At 70.8% G+C, this 18,220-nt stretch carries 21 protein-coding genes; 6 read left to right on the top strand and 15 right to left on the bottom strand.

What is annotated here, in order from left to right; genetic code table 11:
- The first annotated feature begins 44 nt into the window (after nt 1–44).
- Nucleotides 45–218, top strand: coding sequence for a hypothetical protein (locus tag JKJ07_RS30310; protein WP_202995281.1), 174 nt, complete (start codon nt 45–47; stop codon nt 216–218).
- A gap of 6 nt (nt 219–224) precedes the next feature.
- Here JKJ07_RS30310 and JKJ07_RS30305 read toward each other — a convergent pair whose 3' ends face one another.
- From JKJ07_RS30305 to JKJ07_RS30265, 9 genes are all read right to left on the bottom strand, one after another.
- Nucleotides 225–464: a hypothetical protein gene (locus JKJ07_RS30305; RefSeq protein WP_202995280.1), complete on the bottom strand. Its 240-nt coding sequence runs from the start codon at nt 462–464 to the stop codon at nt 225–227.
- On the bottom strand, nt 442–672 hold the full coding sequence (locus tag JKJ07_RS30300; RefSeq protein ID WP_202995279.1) for a hypothetical protein: 231 nt from the start codon (nt 670–672) through the stop codon (nt 442–444). Before JKJ07_RS30300 ends, JKJ07_RS30305 begins: the two co-directional genes overlap by 23 nt.
- Nucleotides 673–686: 14 nt before the next feature.
- Nucleotides 687–1,571 carry an ABC transporter ATP-binding protein gene (locus JKJ07_RS30295; RefSeq protein WP_202995278.1) on the bottom strand — a complete coding sequence of 295 codons (885 nt, stop codon included), beginning with the start codon at nt 1,569–1,571 and terminating at the stop codon, nt 687–689.
- The gene (locus JKJ07_RS30290) at nt 1,568–2,380 is read right to left on the bottom strand and encodes an ABC transporter permease (protein WP_202995277.1); all 813 of its coding nucleotides are present in this window, start codon (nt 2,378–2,380) and stop codon (nt 1,568–1,570) included. Before JKJ07_RS30290 ends, JKJ07_RS30295 begins: the two co-directional genes overlap by 4 nt.
- Complete coding sequence (locus tag JKJ07_RS30285) at nt 2,377–3,072, bottom strand: hypothetical protein (RefSeq protein ID WP_202995276.1); 696 nt, start codon at nt 3,070–3,072, stop codon at nt 2,377–2,379. The genes JKJ07_RS30290 and JKJ07_RS30285 overlap by 4 nt, the downstream gene beginning before the upstream one ends.
- Nucleotides 3,069–3,926 carry a zf-HC2 domain-containing protein gene (locus tag JKJ07_RS30280; protein ID WP_202995275.1) on the bottom strand — a complete coding sequence of 286 codons (858 nt, stop codon included), beginning with the start codon at nt 3,924–3,926 and terminating at the stop codon, nt 3,069–3,071. The genes JKJ07_RS30285 and JKJ07_RS30280 overlap by 4 nt, the downstream gene beginning before the upstream one ends.
- Before the next feature lie 31 nt (nt 3,927–3,957).
- A complete protein-coding gene (locus tag JKJ07_RS30275) occupies nt 3,958–4,503 on the bottom strand; it encodes an RNA polymerase sigma factor (protein WP_202995274.1) in 546 nt (181 codons plus the stop codon).
- Nucleotides 4,504–4,609: 106 nt separating this feature from the next.
- Entirely contained in the window at nt 4,610–5,191 is a 582-nt protein-coding gene (locus tag JKJ07_RS30270) for a DUF3455 domain-containing protein (RefSeq protein ID WP_202995273.1), read from the bottom strand.
- Nucleotides 5,192–5,518: 327 nt separating this feature from the next.
- Nucleotides 5,519–6,172: a DUF4232 domain-containing protein gene (locus JKJ07_RS30265; protein WP_202995272.1), complete on the bottom strand. Its 654-nt coding sequence runs from the start codon at nt 6,170–6,172 to the stop codon at nt 5,519–5,521.
- An 84-nt stretch (nt 6,173–6,256) separates the two neighbouring features.
- Between JKJ07_RS30265 and JKJ07_RS30260 the strand changes: the two genes are divergently transcribed.
- A complete protein-coding gene (locus tag JKJ07_RS30260) occupies nt 6,257–6,622 on the top strand; it encodes a nuclear transport factor 2 family protein (protein ID WP_202995271.1) in 366 nt (121 codons plus the stop codon).
- A gap of 178 nt (nt 6,623–6,800) precedes the next feature.
- Here the strand turns inward: JKJ07_RS30260 and JKJ07_RS30255 are convergent, their stop codons facing one another.
- A complete protein-coding gene (locus JKJ07_RS30255) occupies nt 6,801–6,974 on the bottom strand; it encodes a CsbD family protein (protein WP_202995270.1) in 174 nt (57 codons plus the stop codon).
- A gap of 655 nt (nt 6,975–7,629) precedes the next feature.
- Here JKJ07_RS30255 and JKJ07_RS30250 point away from each other — a divergent pair.
- Nucleotides 7,630–8,163: a cupin domain-containing protein gene (locus JKJ07_RS30250; RefSeq protein WP_202995269.1), complete on the top strand. Its 534-nt coding sequence runs from the start codon at nt 7,630–7,632 to the stop codon at nt 8,161–8,163.
- A 10-nt stretch (nt 8,164–8,173) separates the two neighbouring features.
- The gene (locus JKJ07_RS30245; RefSeq protein WP_202995268.1) at nt 8,174–8,695 is read left to right on the top strand and encodes a TetR/AcrR family transcriptional regulator; all 522 of its coding nucleotides are present in this window, start codon (nt 8,174–8,176) and stop codon (nt 8,693–8,695) included.
- On the opposite strand, the gene JKJ07_RS30240 is transcribed toward JKJ07_RS30245, so the two are convergent.
- The 3 genes from JKJ07_RS30240 to JKJ07_RS30230 are packed head-to-tail and all read right to left on the bottom strand — an operon-like array spanning nt 8,651 to nt 12,084.
- Complete coding sequence (locus JKJ07_RS30240; protein WP_202995267.1) at nt 8,651–9,319, bottom strand: DUF3159 domain-containing protein; 669 nt, start codon at nt 9,317–9,319, stop codon at nt 8,651–8,653. The two genes, JKJ07_RS30245 and JKJ07_RS30240, sit on opposite strands and share 45 nt — an antisense overlap.
- Before the next feature lie 55 nt (nt 9,320–9,374).
- Nucleotides 9,375–9,437, bottom strand: coding sequence for a hypothetical protein (locus tag JKJ07_RS52460; RefSeq protein WP_438871449.1), 63 nt, complete (start codon nt 9,435–9,437; stop codon nt 9,375–9,377).
- A 46-nt stretch (nt 9,438–9,483) separates the two neighbouring features.
- A complete protein-coding gene (locus JKJ07_RS30230; RefSeq protein ID WP_202995266.1) occupies nt 9,484–12,084 on the bottom strand; it encodes a hypothetical protein in 2,601 nt (866 codons plus the stop codon).
- Nucleotides 12,085–12,250: 166 nt separating this feature from the next.
- Between JKJ07_RS30230 and JKJ07_RS50260 the strand changes: the two genes are divergently transcribed.
- Both JKJ07_RS50260 and JKJ07_RS30215 read left to right on the top strand, forming a co-directional pair.
- Nucleotides 12,251–13,348, top strand: a complete 1,098-nt coding sequence (locus tag JKJ07_RS50260; protein WP_236030159.1) for a glycoside hydrolase family 12 protein — start codon at nt 12,251–12,253, stop codon at nt 13,346–13,348.
- Nucleotides 13,349–13,392: 44 nt separating this feature from the next.
- Nucleotides 13,393–14,163 carry a metallophosphoesterase family protein gene (locus tag JKJ07_RS30215; RefSeq protein ID WP_202995265.1) on the top strand — a complete coding sequence of 257 codons (771 nt, stop codon included), beginning with the start codon at nt 13,393–13,395 and terminating at the stop codon, nt 14,161–14,163.
- Here the strand turns inward: JKJ07_RS30215 and JKJ07_RS30210 are convergent.
- On the bottom strand, nt 14,140–15,381 hold the full coding sequence (locus JKJ07_RS30210) for a diacylglycerol/lipid kinase family protein (RefSeq protein ID WP_202995264.1): 1,242 nt from the start codon (nt 15,379–15,381) through the stop codon (nt 14,140–14,142). The two genes, JKJ07_RS30215 and JKJ07_RS30210, sit on opposite strands and share 24 nt — an antisense overlap.
- Entirely contained in the window at nt 15,378–17,756 is a 2,379-nt protein-coding gene (locus JKJ07_RS30205; RefSeq protein WP_202995263.1) for a penicillin-binding protein, read from the bottom strand. The genes JKJ07_RS30210 and JKJ07_RS30205 overlap by 4 nt, the downstream gene beginning before the upstream one ends.
- Between the last annotated feature and the right edge of the window lie 464 nt (nt 17,757–18,220).

Genomic DNA, 18,220 nt, shown 5'->3' with positions numbered 1-18,220 from the left:
CCGGTGGCACCGCGCGGGCCACCCCCACGGCCATGCTGACTCACATGAACGGGATTCTCTCCACCCGCCTGCTCGTCCTTCTCTCCATCGCCTACGGCATCACGGTCGGGCTGGTCTCCGTGCTCGACGGCCCGGTCAGCACGGTAGCCATCGTCGGCGCCCTGCTCATCGGTCTACTCTGGACCGCGCGCGGGATGCTCCGCCTCCGCGCCAAATAGCACCCGTCAGCCCGGCTCCCCGACCCACCAGTCCTCATCGTGGACGTTGCCGTATTCCCAGCCACAGTTACGGGCGGCGGTCCACGCGTTCACGGCAGCCTCGATGGCCGGGAAGCCGGCCGTCAGGGGCACGGTGATGACGATGAAGCGCCGGTCCGCGGGCAGCTCGACGAGGCCGTCCAGCCGGTCGAAGGCGTCCCGCAGCTCGGCCACGTCATCGTCGTCAGGCGTCGTCTCGGGCAGCACCGAAAGGCAAACGTTGCCCCCCGCGGCGCAGCACCTCGAACGATCCGTCGGCGGCGACCCGGACCCGGTCGCCGGCCGCGCAGCCGTACGCCATCGCGGGGCTGCCCAGAACGTCGTACACACCGTCCTCGACAAGGGTGGCGGGCACTACCTCATTCACCGGTTGCTGCTCGCTGTATCCGGCGAGCAACACCACATGGCCAGTCATCCACCCAGTCTGGGTCATGCGTTCAGCGCGGATCGCTCCGGGGCGGCCACCGTCAGATAGCCGTCCTCCAGGGCCGGTTCGAGCGGCTGGGCGGTGGGGCCGGGGGCGGTCGCGGCGACGATCCGATAGCGCATGCCGCCCTCCGCGGCGGGCAGGGCCGAGACGACCGTGCCGTCCGGCGGCGGCGGGCCGGCGGTGGTGAGCGACCAGACCCGGCCCGCGGCCTCGCGGGTCAGCGACTCGACGGTGCCGCGGAAGGCCAGGCGGCCCCGGGACAGCACGGCGACCTCGCGGCACGTCTGCGCGATGTCGTCGACGATGTGGGTGCTGAGCAACACCGTACGGTCGCCGGCGAACTGGGACAGCAGCGTGCGGAAGCGGATGCGCTCCTCGGGGTCGAGCCCGGCCGTGGGCTCGTCGACGATCAGCAGTCGCGGGTCGGCCAGCAGCGCCTGGGCGATGCCGACGCGCTGACGCATGCCGCCCGAGAAGCCGCGCAGCCGGCGGTTCGCCTGGCCGGTCAGGGCCACCACTTCGAGCAGCTCGCCGACGCGACGACGCCGTACGGTGGGGTCGTCCAGGCCTTTCAGCAGCGCGACGTAGTCGAGGAATTGCCGGGCCGTCAGGTCGGGATAGACGCCCAGATCCTGGGGCAGGTAGCCCAGGCCGCGCTGCACGGCGTGGCGGCCCGCCGTCGTGGCCAGGTCGTGCCCGCCCACGGTGACGCGGCCGGCGGTCGGGCGGGCGATGCCGGCCAGGATGCGCATCAGCGTCGTCTTGCCCGCGCCGTTGGCTCCGAGCAGGCCGAACATGCCGGTCGGCACGGTCAGGTCGAGCCCGTCGAGGGCGGCCACTCCCCCGCGGAACGTCTTGGTCAGGCCGGCGATCTCGATTCTCACGAGCGGGTCCTTTCGGCGAGGCGGGCCAGGTGACCGCCGGTCAGGGCGGCCGCGGCGAGCACGAGCAGCAGGGCGATCGACAGCCAGGCGATCAGCGGGGTCGGTTCGGGCCGCAGGAAGTTGAGCGTGGCGCCGGGGAACGGCCCCGCCCACTGGTCGTCGCCGTCGATGCCCGCGAAGTCGAACAGGGCGGCCATCGGATAGCCGCCGAGCGGGTTGAGCACGGTCCGCGACAGCGTCGGCATCAGGTCGGGCGTGACCACGTTGCCCCACAGCCAGTAGCCGACGAACAGCACGCGGAACAGCGGGGCCGGCATGATCAGCGGCACGGTCAGCGCGAACGCCGCCACGAAGAGCAGACCCGGCACCATCACGGCACCGAACACGGCCAGCGCCCACGGCAGGGCACTCCAAGATCCAGAGCTGCCCGCGTACGCCGTGGCGAAGCCGAAGAAGGCCACGGCGATCGGCACCGCGGTCGCCGCGCCCGCGCCCAGGTATTTGCCGACCAGCCGGGCGCCCGGCGAGGCGGGGGTGGCATCGAGGATCGGGGCGACGCGCAGCCGGTCGTCGCGCACGAGCCGGTCGGCCAGCAGGCAGCCGAACCCGATCGACAGCAGGGCGTGGATCTGCACGGCCAGCCCGACCACGGCCAGCCGGGCCTCCGGGGGCCGCTCGGCCGGGTCGAACAGGTCGCGCAGCAGGCTGCCGCCGATCAGCACGAACAGCACGAGGGTCAGCGCGGGCACGATCCACACCGAGCGCTTGCGGATCTGCATGCGGAACTCGTAGAGCAGGGTCGCGATCATTCGTCGTCCTCGGAGATGAGTCGTTCGGAGCGGCCCAGCACGACCAGCGCCAGCGCGACGAGCGCGACCGCCACGGCGATCAGCGTGAGCCGGTTGGCCGTCCAGTCGGCGGGGTCGGCGCCGCGGGTGGTCGCGAACAGGTAGAGCATGCGGCCCGGCAGGTGCTGCTGCGCGAGCCCGGCGAAGAACTGCTGGATCGCCCACACCGTCGTGACCAGCGCCCCGGCCGCACCCGGGCTGCGGCTCACGGCGGCCGCGGCCAGGCCCAGGCCGCCCAGCGCGAGGGTCGGCGCGGCCCACGTGAGCTGCCCGGCGATCACCCCGTGGTTGTCCGGCCAGCGGGCCCACCAGCCGGTCGCGATCAGCACCGCGGCGGTCAGGGCGGCCACCAGCGCGGCCCAGCCCAGGGTCACCACGGTCCGGCGCAAAAGCGTTTCCCGGTACGGCGTGGGCACGGCCAGCTGGATCTCGACCGCCGGGTCGCGTCCGACGAGCGAGGCGCAGGCCACCCCGGCGGTCAGCGGCAGGGCCATCTCGAGGGCGCCGATCAGGACACGTGCGGTGTTGGTGTCGCTCGGCACCGGGTTCGCGACGGCGGCCAGCACGCCCACGGCGACGGCGATCGGCGGGCCGAGCACCGCCGTCCAGCCCGCGCGGCGTATCTCGTACCGCCAAAGGGTTTTCGGTCTCACATCGAATGGGTAGCGCGCCGGCCGCCCCCGGGTTCACCGCGACCCGGGACGGCGACGGCGACGATCGCGGCCGCGGCGCTGACGGCCAGGACGGGCGCAGTCGTCGACCAGGACGCCACGATGAACCGGGCCGGCCAGCCGTCGGGCAGCAACACGCCGGCCGCCAGCACGCGAACGGACCACAGGCCTACGGCCACGCCGAGCGCGACGTCGGGTCCGAACCGGACGGCGACCAGCAGGCTCAGCGAGGCCAGCAGCGCCATCGGGCCCAGCCAGGCCGCGATCAGCGTGTGCAGGCTGCCCGCGGCCAGCACGGCCGACGCCGCCGTCGCCAGCACCAGGTCGTACCCGAAGACCAAGGCCAGCCGTACGAGCAACAGCAGGCGGCCGGACGTGGGTAGCGAGGCGATCAGCTCCGGGCCGGCGCGGTAGGTGCCCGCGACCCCGGCCGCCGCGACCAGCGGGGCGATCAGCGACAGCACGAGACCGGCCGAGCCGGCGACGGGTTGCAGCAGCACGACGGCCACGCCGAGCGCCATCACCAGGGCCGACGCGATCGGCACGGCCGGACGGATGAGGCGGGCCTCGGCCAGCAGCAGCGCGGCCAGGTGCCGCAGCCGCCGGGGACGACCGGATTCCCGTACGGGCTCGGTCGCGCTGCGGGTCAGGACCGTGCGCACGAGCCGGGCCGGGTCGGGCGGGGAGAGCCGGGCGGGCGGGGCCGCGGTGGCGATCGACTGCCAGGCGGCGAGGTCGGCGCGGCAATCGGGGCAGTCGGCCAGGTGCTCGCTGACCCGGGCGCTCTCGGCGGCGTCGAGCACTCCGGCGGCGTACGCGGGAAGGTGGTCTTTCATTCGGGCACCTCCTGCGCGGGAAGGTGGTCTTTCATTCGGGCACCTCCTGGGCTACGAGCGCCGCGGCGACGGCGGCCCGGGCGTGATGCAGGCGGCTCTTGACCGTGCCGACGGGGATCGCGAGGATCTCGGCCACTTCGGACAGCGGCAGCCCGGCCACGAAAACCAGGGCGATGACGTCGCGGTGATGCGCGGGCAGCCGGTCGACGGCGACGGCCACCGGGGTGCCACCGGCGGCGGCGATCGCGAGCTCCTCGGGACCGGCGCCCTGGTCGGCAGGGTCGGGCAGCTCGGCGGCGGGCTCGGGCGCGGACCGCAGGCGCAGCCTGTTGTGGGCCTGACGACGGGCCACGCCGAACAGCCAGGTGGACACCTTGGCGCGGCTTTGAAACGCCCCGGCTGACCGCCAGACGGCGAGCATCGTGTCCTGCAGGATCTCCTCGGCGGTCATCCGGTCGCCCGCCAGGCGCAGCAGATAGCCGAAGAGCGGGCCGGAGTGGCGCTCGTAGAGGAGGGAGAGCGCGGCGGCGTCACCGGCGGCGATCGAGCGCAGCAATTCGTGGTCTTCTTGTGCCATCGCCACCTCCCCCTCTCAGAGGTGGGTAGCACGGGAGCGCCGGTTCGGTTCACCAACGCGGGGCGCCGGCCTGGTCGGCCGACGCCCCGGGAAGAATCGCGTTGGGTCAGTTGGTCCAGAAGACGTAGACCGCGCCGTACTTGACGGCCTTGGTCTGGCCCGCGGTGCAGGCCTCGGTGGGCGCGGTGCCGCCCGAGGTGAGCAGGCGGCTGATGTAGGTGGCCTTGCCGAGCACGCCGCCACCGGTGGAGGTGTCGACCTTGAGCAGCAGCTCCGGGATCGTGCCGGTGCGCGGGCTCTCGGCCTCCTTCTTGGCGGTGACCTTGGAACCGTCGCGGGTGGACTGCCAGCTCGGGCCGCCGAAGTGGTGGACGCGGCCGCCGGTGCCGATCAGCTGCGCCTCGGGGGTGGAGGCGCCCTCGTACTTGAGGTTGGTGCTGCAGGTGTAAGTCTGGGTGCCGCTCGCGACGATGTAGGCTCCGATCGGCTTGGAACCCTTGGGCGGCTTGATGGCCGCGGGGATGCCCGGGATGGAGACCGCGCGTGCTTCGGGCCCGACGGCCGCGGGCGCGACGGGCGCCTGCTCCGCCGCTGAGGCGTTGAAGGTCACGGCGCCGACGGTGGCGATCACGGCCGCCATCCCCACCCCAGCGGCGGCGCGGACACGAGAACGCTTCGTGTTGAGCATGAGATCTCCTCATTTGGGGGCGCTGAGCGTCGCCCCTTCGCCCGCCAACACGGATCTCCGGCCCCGGCAGATCACGACGAGCATCAATGAGGTCCGTTCGTCCCACGCGGAGTGGTACGAACGGGCGAGTCTGTATTTATGCTGGCCAAATCAGCCCTAATTAACTCTTCAGTAACCTACCACTCCGCGGCGCCGGTCAGTCACTTTCACGGCGCCGGTCGTTCACTTGGCCGCGGCGGTCCATCACTTCCCCGGGGCGGTCCATCACTTCCCCGGGGCGGTCGGTCACCTCGCCGCGGCGGCCGGTCACCTCGCCGCGGCGGTCGGTCACTTTGCCGCGGCGGCAACCGGGCGGACGCGGCCGGTGCCGACGCCCGGCGCCGCGCAGACCGTCTGCTGATCGCTCACGAAGATCGCCGCGGTCTCGTCGGGCGGATACACACGGTAACCCCGGACCTGCGCCGGGCGGCACTTCGCGGAGTCGCAGTTGGCGTAATACGGCCAGAGCAGAAGCACGTACGCCTTGGCGCCGGGCCTCACCGTGATCGTCTTCGCGGCCGTCTCACCGGGCTCACGGGCGAACGCCGCGTTGACCTGCGTGCCGTTGTCGCCTGCGACCCAGGAGACGCCCGGATAGCCGTACAGGGAACAGGTTTTGCCGGTCTTGTTGGTGAAGAGGAGATTGATCGAGTGCGTGCCGGCCGCGGCGCCGCCAACGCCGGTTGTGACGTCGAGATCCGCGGTGTGACATCGGGCCGGACCACCCCCTGCCCCGGTTGTACTTTGCGACGCTTTGCTCGACTCCAGCGCATTTTCCGCCGCTTCGCTCGGGCCCGGCGCACTTCGCACAGCCTCGCTCGACTCCGGCGCAGTTCGCACTGCTTTGCTCGGCTCCGGCGCTGAGCCATTCGTGGCGCCGGTCGTGCCGCAGCCGACCACTAGGAGGGCGGGCGCGGCGAGGATCGCGAGAAAACGCTTCATAGGTCCGGGTTACCACCGCGACGCCACCCCGAACCGTGACGCAGGCGACGGCGCGATCAGCGGAACGCTGCCACGATCAGGATCATGGATCGCCTGACGGAACTCGCCACCAACAACCTGCTGCGCGTCTTCGGGGAGCGTGACCCGCAGGCGCGGGCCGCGGTCATCGCCGAGACGTACGCCGAGAACGTCGTATTCACCGACTCCGAGGAAGAACTGACCGGCCGCGACGCGCTCGACGCCAAGGCACAGAAACTGCTCGACCGGACCCCGGGTTTCGTCTTCCGCCCGGCCGGCCCGGTGCAGACGGTGGGCAACCTCGCGATGCTGGCCTGGGAACTAGGCCCCGCCGACGCGCCCGCGGTCGTCACCGGCGTGGACATCCTGCTCGTCGAGAACGACGTGGTGGTCAAGCTCTACACGATCGTGAACGAGGCCCCGGCAGCCTGATCGCCCGCGCCCGCTCGTTTTTCACGCCTGCTCGTTTTTCACGCCTGCTCGCTACTCGCGCCTGCTCGCTACTCGCGCCTGCTCGCTACTCGCGCCTGCTCGCTTCTCGTGCTTACTCGCGCAGAACGAGGCCCCGGCCGCTTGATCGCGGGCCGGGGCCTGGTCGTTCTCAGCGAGCTCAGGACTTGAAGGCGTCCTTGATGTTCTCGCCGGCCTGCTTGAGCTTCGACTTGCTCTGGTCGGCCCGGCCCTCAGCCTCGAGCTGCTCGTCGTCCGTCGCGCGGCCGACGCCCTCCTTGACCTTGCCGCCAACCTCTTCGGCCTTGTTGTCGACCTTGTCGTCGAATGCCATGACAGCCTCCACATCGTCGTGCCAACGCACTACTGATACCCGTACTTGCCAAACGGCAACCATTGATCGCGGTGTCCGAACTCACCGACCGCCGACGTTTAAGTGAGTACTCACTTACAAGCGGCGGGCGGCGGGCGGCGGGCGAGTAGGCAGACGGCGCCCACTAAACGACGTCCCACTCGCCCCGCCGACCGTTACAACCCGCCGGGCCGATGTGAGTACTCACTTACAAGCGAAGGCCGACGGATGCGCCGACCGGGCCAAACCAGACGGCATCCCTCTCAACGAAGCCCAACTCGCCCCATCGACCGCTACAACCCGCAGAGCCGATGTGAGTACTCACTTACCGTCAGGACCGGCGGACCGTAGCGGGACGGCGAGCGGCGGCGGGCCGAAGCGGGCAGCGAGCCGCAGCTGGCCGGATCCGAGCGGCAGCGAGCCGCAGCGGCCCCGGCCGCAGTGGACGGCAAGCAGCAGCGGGCACCGGTCGCGGCGTCCTAAAAGAACGCCGGCCCCGGCTACGCGCCGGTCGGCGCTCTCGGATGCGCGGTACGTGAGTACTCACTTACTAGGCACACAACCATCGATCGACACGTTTGGGCTTACCCCGGCCGGAGATGTATGTGAGTACTCACTTACATAACTGGAGGGTGTCATGTCGTTCGACTACCGAGCGCCGCACAATGGGACTCCCGTGCCCGGGGCCGATCCCAGCGGCTACATGCTGGGGCCCGACGAAGGCTCGATGACCTGGTTCGCCGGCGCGCTGATCACCTTCAAGGCCAAGGCCGCCGACACCAAGGGCGTCCTCTCGTTCTTCCAGTGCGACGTCCCCCACGGCTGGCAGGCCCCGGTGCACCGGCACGCCAACGAGAGCGAGCTCTTCTTCATCACCGAGGGCGAGTGGGAGGTCTTCGTCAACGACACCGTGCACCTGGTCACGCCCGGGTCGACGGTGTGGATTCCGCAGGCCACCCCGCATTCCATCTTCGTACGGTCGAAGCGTGGCCGCGGTTTTTGCATGGTCACGCCGGCCGGGTTCGAGAAGTTCTTCGAGGACATGGGTGAGCCCGCGACCAGCCCCTCGATGCCGACCCACGAGACGCGGAACCCCTCGCCCGAGGAGTTGCTCAAGGGTGGCGAGGCGATGGGGTGGGAGTTTGTGGAGCCGGAACCGCGTCGCCTCTAGAATCTCGCGAATGCCCCCTCGCGTACGCTCCACCGCCAACGTCCGCCGCGCCGATGTCATGCAGGCGGCGATCGACGCGTTCGCTCGCACCGGCTATCACGGCACGTCGACCAAGACGATCGCCGCCGGTGCGGGCATCTCCGAGGGGTACGTCTTCCGGCTTTTCGGCACGAAGCAGGCGCTGTTCATCACCGTCCTGCACGACTGCTTCGAGCAGATCATCGGGGCGCTCACCGCCACCACGCTCGACGGCATGGCCGATCAGTACGCCCAACTGATCACCAGCCGCGAGCTCATGATGATCCAGATTCAGGCGCTCGCGGCCTGCGACGACGAGTCGGTCCGGCACGAGTTGCAGGCCGCGCAGGGCCGCCTGGTCGAGCACGTGAAGCAGCAGTCGGGCGCTTCCGACGACGACGTTCAGCAGTTCTTCGCCCGGGGGCAGCTGTGCCATTTCGTCGTGGCGCTGGGCGTGCTGCACGACGAGTCAGGCTGGGCGCGAACCCTCACCAAGGGGATCCGGCACTACTGAGGTCACCGGGTGGCGCAGGCCGGGGTGGCCGGGCGGCAGCGTGCGGCGGATGACCCACCAGCTCACGGCCAGGCATGCGGCGACCAGCGGCCAGGTCAGGGCGACGCGCATGACACCGAGGGCGAAGACCTGGCCGGCGGCGTACAGGGGCAGAAAGACCGCCACCCGTACGACGTATTGCAGCACCCAAACCCAGCTGGCCAACCCGTACGAGCGCAGTAGCGCCGGGTCGCGCCGCCAGCGGGTCTTCTGCCCGAGCACGCCGCCGACCACGAGCCCGAGCAGCGGCCACCGGATCACGATGCTGACCGCCCAGGCCAGGGCGCTGGCCGCGTTGCTGAACAGCTGGATCAGGAAGAAGTCGGCCGCGTTGCCGGTGTAGAGCGCGATCAGCGCGGCCACACACACGCCGAGCAGGCCGATCACGACCGCGCGCGGCTTGTCCCCTTTGCGGAGCCGCCACGCCGAGATCGCCAGCGCGACGACGACGGCCACGATCGCGCCGGCGATGATCGACTGGCCGAGGACCAGCCAACCGGCCACGAACCCGACGGTCGGCAGGGTCGCGTCGATCGCGGCGCGCCGCCCGTTCAGCAACTGTGCGAGCGACTCCGGCTGCGTCATCCCCAACCCCGTTCCTCCAAGGTTAGGAAAGCCTAACCGCAGCCGGAGTCCGCCCTCACTCCAGGTGGAAGGTGGCGTCGCCGCGGCTCGTAGCATCGGCCGCCGGCTCGAGTCGCAGCAGGTAGTCGACGTGCCGCAGGTAGCGGCCGGGGAATGCGGATGCCCTAGTCGGGCCCCGTCTGCGGGCCGGCGAAGCCCGCGAACACCTGCAGGCCGGCCTTCAGATCGGCACGGCAAGTCCGGTGATCCTCGGACTGCACGCAGTTGAGCCAGGTGACCCGACACCGCGTGCAGTCCTCGGCTCTGAGCTCGACCGGCGTCCGAGTCGCCCGGAAGACGCATTCGGTCTTGGCACACGCCTGCACGGGAGACGTCATGGTCACCCTGCCCTGGCTGGTAAGCACGTTCACCGTGAACTCCCAGTAGCCGGTGGCCACGAGGCTGCTCCGTACGTCGGGGAAGGTCGTCATGGGAATCTGCACGGCGGCCCGCACGACACCCGGCACGGTGGGCGCGAACGCGATCGCGAACGTGCAGGAACTGTGCGGCAGCACGACACCCGCGCACGGGTCCGAGGCCGGCACGACGAACGCGGGGTCGGTCACCGTCGGCTTGCCGTAGACGGCCGGAACGTCCTGGTCGTTGCGTAGGACCAGGAGACGCTGCCCCGACGACTCGCCCACTTGGACCTCTCCGAAATCGAGGCCGTCCGGGGCGAGCGCGGGCAGTTTCGGTGGCGGCGAGGAGGTGCCGGGCGTCGGCGGGCTCGTGACCGGGGGCGGCTCCCGCCGGGACGGGGTCGGCACCGGCGTGGTGGGCGGCGGCGGAGTAACGAACGGCGCCTGCGTGAACGGCGCCCGCGTGAACGGCTGCTGCGTGAACGGCGCCCGCGTGAACGGCGCCTGCGTGGCGGTCGTCGGCGCGGCGGTCGTCGGCGTCGGGGTTGCCGTCGCTGTCGGACCTGCCGAGGTCGCCGGGGCAGCCGAGCCCTTCGCATCTTCGCTGGTGTCCCACAGCGCGTCGACCACGCCGAGCCCCAGGATGACCACCGCGATGAGCGTGCCCGCGGCCGCCTTCAGACGGCCGCGCTGCTTCGCCGGCCGGGGCGCGGGCGGCTCGGGCGTGGCGGCCTCCGCTCCCGAGACCGGCCCCACCCGTGCGGCCGGCGCCCACGGGGAGCCCTCGCGGGCGCGGTTCACCCCTGAGCGCCCGCGTTCGCCCGAGTCGTCACCGCGCTCGTCGTCGGCCGCCGGGATCGCTGGGACGAGGCCAAGGTTGTGAGCACTCACTTCCATGCCCTGGGTGTCGCCCAGCCGGGCGCGTTGGTCGTGGGCCTGGGTGAGCTGCTCGCGGGCCTGGGCATGATCGCCCGATGCCAAGGCCAGGGTGCCCTGTTCGTGGTGGAACAGTGCCTCCGAGGCCAGGTCCCCGGCGTGTTGGGCACCCTTAATGCCCAGCGAGAGCAGCCGTTGGCAGGTGGACCAGCGGCCAGCGACTGTCAGGATGGGCTCGGCCGCTTCGACCAGGGTCACGACCGCTGTCCACTGTCGGCGGCGGGCCAGTTCGCCGGTCAGGGTGACCAGGGCCTTGGCCAGCGTGATCGTGCCGTCGGCGTTGAGGTCGGCCTCGTGGACGAATTCGGCAATGTCGCGGACCGCCGATGACAGGTCGATCGTGCGGAACAGCAGGGCGGCGTTCTCGGGCGCCCGGCAGACGGGCAGGCCGAACCGGTCGCACTCGGCGTCGACCAGGCGGCGGTCGCGCAGCTTGAGCAGGGCCGCGCGGGTGTTGCCGGTGTCGGTGATGATCTCGACCAGGTCGGCCGGCAGGTGCATGCCGGCCAGCACGCCGAGCACGGTCAGGGCGCCACGGTCGGCGCGGTCGAGGCCGAGCAGGGTCATCCGGGTCAGGGCGGCCGGGTCGCGGGTGACGACGTCGGCCAGGTCTTCGAGGGTCCGCAAACCGGCCCGTACGACGGCGGCCGCCTGACGCAGACGCAGGGGGCTGCCGTCGACGGCCACCACGAGCCGGGCGGCGGCCATCCGCTCGAAGGCGTTCAGGTCGTGCCCGAGTTCGCGGGTCAGCAGCAGGAGGGCGTCGTCCTCGGCGAGTCCGGGCAGCTCGCAGGGCACGCCGGTGATCGGCTGCTCGGAGCCGACGATCACCGCGCAGTGCGGCCGCAGGGCCTCCACCCCGGCCGCGCCGCCGGCGTCGCAGTCGAGGGCCACCACCGGGCGCAGGGTCGCCAGCGCCTCGGGGCGTCCGGGATAGCCGAGGTTGTCGAGCACGGCCTCCACCACGTCGGCTGGGTCGTCGTCCGCGCTCACCTGCAGATAAACGCCAGGACGAACGCGTGTCGAACCACCGCGACTGCCCGCGAAGGCATGAGGACGGCTCGGACCGCCCGGCAAAGTCAGGCCGCCCAGGAAAGTCGGATCGTCCAGAAACGCCGAATCGTCGAAGAGAGCCGAGTCGCTGAAAGCGGGACCGGGGACGGCGGGCAGTGCGGCGCCGGCCACCGCGGCCAGGTGTCGCAACAGCGTGGACTTGCCGATGCCGCACGGGCCACGGACGTTGACGACCTGGCCGCGCGCCAATGCCTCCAGGGTCAGGGCGATCTGGCGTTCGCGGCCCAGGGGCGCGGCCACGCCGGCGCCCGGGCGGCGCAGGCGCGCAGGCGGTCGCGAGGGGTCGGCCGGCCAGGCCTGGAAGCCCGCGCCGGGGATGAGGTCGAGACGGTGGGAAGCGTACGAGGTAGTCGTCATGGAACCGACGATGAGCGCGCCCTCTTAGCCGCCACTTAGCAGCGCCCGTTCGGTTGCCGTGGCCTGCGTCACGTCCTACCATCGCGGACACCTACACATTGACGGTCGTCGAACTGCTCGCGCCACCGTCGAAGCGCTTCGACGACCGTCCGATCGGAGGGATGACATGCGCAGACGCAGTCTTGCGGTCGCGCTGGCCGGCACCGTGCTCATGACCGGAGGGGCGGCCGTCCTCACCGCCCTGCCCGCGTCGGCCGCGGCCGGGTGCCGGGTGGCCTACGCGGTCAGCAGCACGTGGCCGGGCGGGTTCGGGGCCAACGTGACGATCACGAATCTGGGTGACCCGCTCACGTCGTGGACGCTCGTGTGGACGTACGGGAATGGGCAGTCGGTGACCCAGGCCTGGAACACGAACCTGACGCAGAGCGGGTCGACCGTCACGGCCCGCAACGCCGGCTACAACGGCTCGCTGGCGACGAACGGGACCGTGTCGTTCGGCTTCAACGGGTCGGGGAGCGGCACGGCGCCCACGGCGTTCACGCTGAACGGCACGGCCTGCACCGGCGCGACGACACCCACGACACCGCCGACGACACCACCCCCGAGCAGTCCGGGGGTGCCGAGCGACGCCGCCTGGGTCGACTCAGGGCAGTGGGCGACGTGGCAGAACAACGGGTACACGCTCTACAACAACATCTGGGGTGCGGGCGCGGGCGCGCAGACGATCTGGGCCCGCAGCGGCACGAACTTCGGCGTGGTGGCCAACCATCCGCGCACCAGCGGCGTGAAGTCGTACCCGAACACCGGCAAGACGCTCAACCGGACGCTGAGCTCGCTGGCCGGCGTGTCCAGTTCGTTCAACGTGTCGGTGCCGGCCGACGGGGACTACGCGACCACGTACGACATCTGGGCCAACAATCACGCGTACGAGGTCATGATCTGGACCAACCAGCACGGCGCGGTGGGGCCGATCGCCGAGCAGTACGACGCGAACGGGGCGGTGCCGAACGTCCGGAATCTGTCGGTGGGCGGCCACACGTGGAACGTCTATCGCGGCTCGAACGGCGCCAACGCGGTGTTCTCGTTCATCCGCACGAACACCAGCTCGGGCACGATCGACCTGCTGGCGATCATGAACTGGCTGCGCACCAACAACTGGTGGGGCAACGTGACCGTGGGTGAGCTGCAGTTCGGCTTCGAGATCACGGGCACGGCGGGGCAGTCGAACTTCACGACGAACAGCTTCTCGCTCACCTACAGCTGATCACTGCCCGGCGCATGCCCCGGAGTGCGATCTAGGCTCGGGGCATGCGCCTGGCCCACGTGACCGACCTGCACTTCGGTGCCGAGGAGGCCGCAGTCGTCAAGGGCCTGCGCGCGGACCTGATCGCGCAGGACGTCGATCGGGTGCTGGTCGGGGGCGATCTGACCATGCGGGCCCGCGACGAGCAGTTCGCCGCCGCCCGCGAGCTGCTCGACTCGATCGGCACGCCGTGGACGAGCGTGCCGGGCAACCACGACCTGCCGCTCGATCGGCCGGCACGCGCGTACGGGGGCCTTGACGCTTATCGCCGCCTGATCGACGAGCGGACCGAGCCCGTGGTGCGCGACGGCGGGTTGCTGCTGCTCGGGCTGAGCTCGCCGCGGGCGTACCTGTGGAAGGGTGGCCGGCTCGACGCCGGTCAGGTGCGCGCGATCGAGACGGAGCTGACCGCGGACGCCGAGCTCAAAGTGCTGATGCTGCACCATCCGGTGTTCCGGTCGCCGCAGCGGCCGAACGAGGCGCTAGTGCACGGCGTGACGGCGGCCCTGCGCGCGGCGGCGGCGGTGCGGACCGATCTGATCCTGTGCGGGCACGATCATGTGGCGGCGCAGGCCCGGCTGCCCGGCGGCATGATCGGCGTGCTGAGTGGGACGGCCTGCTCGTGGCGGGTGCGGGCCGGCGAGAGCCAGTCGTACACGGTGTTCGACCTCGACGGCGACCGGCTGACGATCACCGTACGGGAGTGGTCCGGCAGCGCCTTCCGCGAGCGCTCGACGACCGGGTGGCGGCGCTCAGGCGACGGCTGGCTGCCCTGACGCGACGCGGACCAGCGCGTTCAGGTCGCTCCGGGTGAGGGCGGCGCCCCGGTCCGGCGGCATCAAATTCCGAGGCACCCGTACGCGTAACGCCCCCGGCAGCGAGATGAAGCGCAACGGCGGCGACAGCAGCAGCGCCTCCCCGTCCAGCCCGACCGGCACGTCGGCGCCCGACCGCACCTCGAACTCGGCCGCCGTCCACTCCCCCACCGGCCGCGGCCCCTGCGCGGTCACGATGCCCAGCCGTCCGGTGTCGAGCCGGGGACGCCCACCGGCCCGCCCGGCGCGGGACAGGTCGTACGGGTTGTTGGACACCAGCACCAGCGACAACCCGCTGAACGTGCGGCCGTCGGGGCTGTCGAACGCGAGATCCGGCGGCGCGGCGGCCGGGCCGAGCAGGTCGGGCAGCAGCCGCCCCCACGTCTGCAGCTTGGCCCGGCGGTAGCCCTTCGACCGGACGACCTCGGCGTACACCCCGAGCGAGGCGTTGTTGACGAACACGTGGTCGTTGACCAGGCCCAGGTCGACCAGCCGTTCGACGCCGTCGGTGAAGGCGTCGAGCGCGCCGGTCACGTCCGCGCGGTTCAGGCCCAGGTCGAGCGCGAAGTGGTTGCGGGTGCCGGCCGGCACGCACACGAATGCCACCCCGTGCCGCATCGCGGTCGTCGCGACCAGCGCCTGCGAGCCGTCCCCGCCCGCCATGCCGAGCACGTCGGCGCCGTCGCGCACGGCCTGCTCGGCCAGCGCGGCCAGATCGTCGCCGGGCCGGAGCGTCACCACCTCGATGCCGCGCTCGGCGGCCGCCGCGGCCAGGCCCGCCCGTTCGGCCGCGCCGTCGCCGGACCGGGGGTTGATCAGCAGGACGCCGTGCCGGGCGCGTTGCGGCGGGTGGTCGGCGGCGACCAGGACGCGCTGTCTGCCCAGCGCGTATTTGCCCGCGACGGCGAACACGACGAGCGACGCGACCTGGGTGACGAACAGCGACAGGCCGAGCAGGATCATCAGCAGCGCGGCCCCGGTCGCCACCAGCACGGCCAGCCAGCGCAGCGGGCCGCGCCGGGTCAGGGCGTACCAGACCGCGGCCGTGACGACCGCGACCGCCAGCACGAACGTCACGAACGTGCCGAAGTGCCGGACCGCCTGCTCGAGCCCGGCGCACACCGCGAGCAGGGGCGCGGCCAGCGCCACCACCGCGGCGACCCGCCGGCCGGTGCTCACCGCCGGGGCGGCTGCGGCGGCCCGGACGTCGGCGGCGCGCCCGGGGTGCCCGGTGGCGGCACGGCCGCCTTGCCGCTGCTGACGTTGATGACCACCACGCCGCCCTTGACCGTGCGGCCGCTCGGCTCGGTGCCCGCCGCCGTGCCGACCGGGCACTCCGACTCGACCTCGGTCGAGCTGATCACCGGGTAGAAGCCGGCGTTCTCCAGCTTGTTGCGGGCGCTGCGCAGCGAGTCGCACTCGACGTTCGGGATGCGGCGCTGATCGCCGTAGACCAGCTTGCGATTCTCGGGCCGCTTGAACTGCACGTACGGCCGGGTCTCCATGTAGTCGGCCAGCGTGCGATAGACCGCCGGGTTCACCTGATCGTGGCGCAGCCGGTCCTTGTGGGCCTGATAGTCGGGGTTGACCAAGTAGCCCGCGACGACCAGCGACGTCGTGCCGGCGATCAGCGAGGCCGTACGGTCGCGGTCGGTCGTGCCGGTCTTGCCGAACACCGGGCGGTCGACGGTGCCGCGGACCTGCCGGGCCGTCGCGCCGCCGCAGGAGCCCGTACGGGCGGAATCGCCGACCGGGCAGCGGGCCGCGTCGAGCGCCGCCCGGGCCACGTCGACGCTGGTCGCCTGGACGCAGTGCGGCTTGCCGATGTCGAGCTTCTCGTTGTCGCGGGTGGTGATCTGCTCGATCGGGGTGGGCTCGCAATACTTGCCGTCGGCGGCCAGCGTCGCGTACGCGTTGGCCATGTCGAGCGGGGTGGTCGCCGAGACGCCCAGCGTGAAGGCGCCCCACTGCTGCGAATAGCCGGGCGAGGCGTACTTGGCGTCCTGCGGGTCGCGGAACTTGATGCCGAACCGCTTGGCCACGTCGACCACCTTGTCGGCGCCGACCCGCTCCTCCAGCGGCACGAAGTAGGTGTTGATCGAGCGGCCGAACCCGGTCCACATGTTGTAGACGCCCTCGCCGCCACCGCCGGAGTTTTGCGGGCACCAGAAATGCGTGCCCGGGCAGGCGGAGTCGCTGCTGCGCTCGACGATGTATTTCGACCGGAAGAACTTCTCCGCCTTGATCGTGTAGTGCAGCGGGTAGCCCTTCTCCAGCGCCGCGATCAGCGTGAAAATCTTCATGACCGAGCCGGCCTGATAACCGGTGATGTCGCCGCCGCCGCTGAGCAGCGGGTTCACCGTGTTGGGGTAGGTCGCCTTGACCTTCTGGCGCTCCTTGGCCGGGTCGGACGAGAGCGGGTTCTTCGAGTTGTCGAGCGTGTACTTGCGGTTCGTGGCCAAGAGCTTGACCTTCCCCGTACGGGGTTCGACCGCCGCCAGGAGCAGGGCGTTCTTGTTCTTCTCCTTGATCAGGTCGGCGATCCGGCCGCGGGCCTGGCTGGTCGCCTTGAGGTCGATCGTGGTGGTGATCCGATAGCCACCGCTCTTGAGGCGGCGCTCCCGGTCGAACACGGTCGCGCCGAACTCGGGCCGATCCATCCACCAGCGGTAGAAGAAGTCGCAGAAGAAGCCCCAGTTGTTGTTGGCCACCGAGACACAGCCGTTGCCGATCGCCTGCACCTTGCGCGGGATCGCCTCTTTCTTGGCCGCCTCGCCCTGGGCGGCGGTGATCGCGCCCGCCTCGACCATGCCGGGGATGACGTAGTTGTTGCGGCGCTGCCGGATCTCGTCGTAGCCGTTCTTGGTCGTCGGGTCGTAGTAGGACGGCGCCCGCACGATGGCGGCGAGCAGCGCGGCCTGACCGACCGTGAGGTCCTTGGGCTTCTTGTTGAAGTAGACCTTGCTGGCCGCGAAGATCCCGTACGTCGCCTTGCCGAACGGCGCCATGTTGAGATACCGCTCGAGGATCTCGTCCTTGCCGTACTTCTTCTCGACCTGCATGGCGTACTTGATCTCGGTGACCTTGCGCTTGTTCGTGTCCTCGGTCGCCTTGACCACCTCGGACGGGCTGGTCGCCGAATACGCCAGCGACATGCGCACCCACTGCATGGTGATCGTCGAGGCGCCCTGCTTGGAATCACTCTTGCCGCTGTTGTTGACCACCGCACGGGCGACACCCTTGAGGTCGACCCCGTTGTGCTTGTAGAAATCCCTGTCCTCGGCGGCGATCATCGCGCCGACCATGTGCTTCGAGATGTCCTTGAGCCGCACGTCGCTGCGGAACTCGTCGTAGAACTGCGCGATCTGCGTCTTGTTGTCCGACGCGTAGACCCGGGTGATCTGCGGGGAGGCGAAATCCTTGAGCTCGCTGGGCAGGTTCGCGAACGCGTCACCGCCGGCCTTGGCCGTGAGCCCCGACATGGCCGCCACCGGGAACGCCGCCGCGGCTACGACCACACCGGCCACGAGCCCACATGTGAGCAGCGCAAACATGTTGAAGAAGATGTTGTGATCGCGCCTGCGAAACCAGGAACCCACCGAACCACCCACCCGTGCCTCGTCCGTCCGCCGCCCGAAGCGAGCCCCGTCTATTTCACCCCACCCTGTCAAGCCCCAGGCGGCTCAACCTGGGCAAGCATCCCCATTTCGACCGTCGTCTACAACCGCTGGAACCGGACCATACCTGGAACCGGGGTCCCGGCGGTGCCCGGAGGTCGCGCCTTCTCCAACGAGACTGACGCCAGGAGCGAGGACACCACGTCCGTCTCACTGGCCGCTCGATTCCCTCCTCGCCGTCGGCCACCGCCCCCCGATACCGGCCGCCTCCTGCGTAGTCGGCCACCCCCGCCGCCTCGTCTCCCCGAGCGCCGGCGTCCCCTTCCCTGCCCACGCCGCTCACTCGAACGAGTACGCGCGCTCTTGAAGAACCAGGGCTGTCAACCGGCGGAGATCCACCC

Origin of the sequence: Paractinoplanes lichenicola (genome assembly GCF_016785085.1) — a bacterium.
Classification (GTDB): domain Bacteria; phylum Actinomycetota; class Actinomycetes; order Mycobacteriales; family Micromonosporaceae; genus Actinoplanes; species Actinoplanes lichenicola.
The sequence above is the reverse complement of the archived record's forward strand: the minus strand, read 5'-3'. Positions and strand labels throughout refer to the sequence as shown.

Bases quoted from the DNA above. Each gene is read 5' to 3' on its own strand.
- JKJ07_RS30255 (WP_202995270.1), bottom strand. From the start codon at position 6,974: ATGGCATTCGACGACAAGGTCGACAACAAGGCCGAAGAGGTTGGCGGC.
- JKJ07_RS30240 (WP_202995267.1), bottom strand. From the start codon at position 9,319: ATGACGCAGCCGGAGTCGCTCGCACAGTTGCTGAACGGGCGGCGCGCC.
- JKJ07_RS30310 (WP_202995281.1), top strand. From the start codon at position 45: ATGAACGGGATTCTCTCCACCCGCCTGCTCGTCCTTCTCTCCATCGCC.
- JKJ07_RS30270 (WP_202995273.1), bottom strand. From the start codon at position 5,191: ATGCTCAACACGAAGCGTTCTCGTGTCCGCGCCGCCGCTGGGGTGGGG.
- JKJ07_RS30280 (WP_202995275.1), bottom strand. From the start codon at position 3,926: ATGAAAGACCACCTTCCCGCGTACGCCGCCGGAGTGCTCGACGCCGCC.
- JKJ07_RS30205 (WP_202995263.1), bottom strand. From the start codon at position 17,756: ATGTTTGCGCTGCTCACATGTGGGCTCGTGGCCGGTGTGGTCGTAGCC.
- JKJ07_RS30265 (WP_202995272.1), bottom strand. From the start codon at position 6,172: ATGAAGCGTTTTCTCGCGATCCTCGCCGCGCCCGCCCTCCTAGTGGTC.
- JKJ07_RS30300 (WP_202995279.1), bottom strand. From the start codon at position 672: ATGACTGGCCATGTGGTGTTGCTCGCCGGATACAGCGAGCAGCAACCG.
- JKJ07_RS50260 (WP_236030159.1), top strand. From the start codon at position 12,251: ATGCGCAGACGCAGTCTTGCGGTCGCGCTGGCCGGCACCGTGCTCATG.
- JKJ07_RS30250 (WP_202995269.1), top strand. From the start codon at position 7,630: ATGTCGTTCGACTACCGAGCGCCGCACAATGGGACTCCCGTGCCCGGG.
- JKJ07_RS30275 (WP_202995274.1), bottom strand. From the start codon at position 4,503: ATGGCACAAGAAGACCACGAATTGCTGCGCTCGATCGCCGCCGGTGAC.
- JKJ07_RS30215 (WP_202995265.1), top strand. From the start codon at position 13,393: ATGCGCCTGGCCCACGTGACCGACCTGCACTTCGGTGCCGAGGAGGCC.
- JKJ07_RS30230 (WP_202995266.1), bottom strand. From the start codon at position 12,084: ATGACGACTACCTCGTACGCTTCCCACCGTCTCGACCTCATCCCCGGC.
- JKJ07_RS30260 (WP_202995271.1), top strand. From the start codon at position 6,257: ATGGATCGCCTGACGGAACTCGCCACCAACAACCTGCTGCGCGTCTTC.
- JKJ07_RS30290 (WP_202995277.1), bottom strand. From the start codon at position 2,380: ATGATCGCGACCCTGCTCTACGAGTTCCGCATGCAGATCCGCAAGCGC.
- JKJ07_RS30245 (WP_202995268.1), top strand. From the start codon at position 8,174: ATGCCCCCTCGCGTACGCTCCACCGCCAACGTCCGCCGCGCCGATGTC.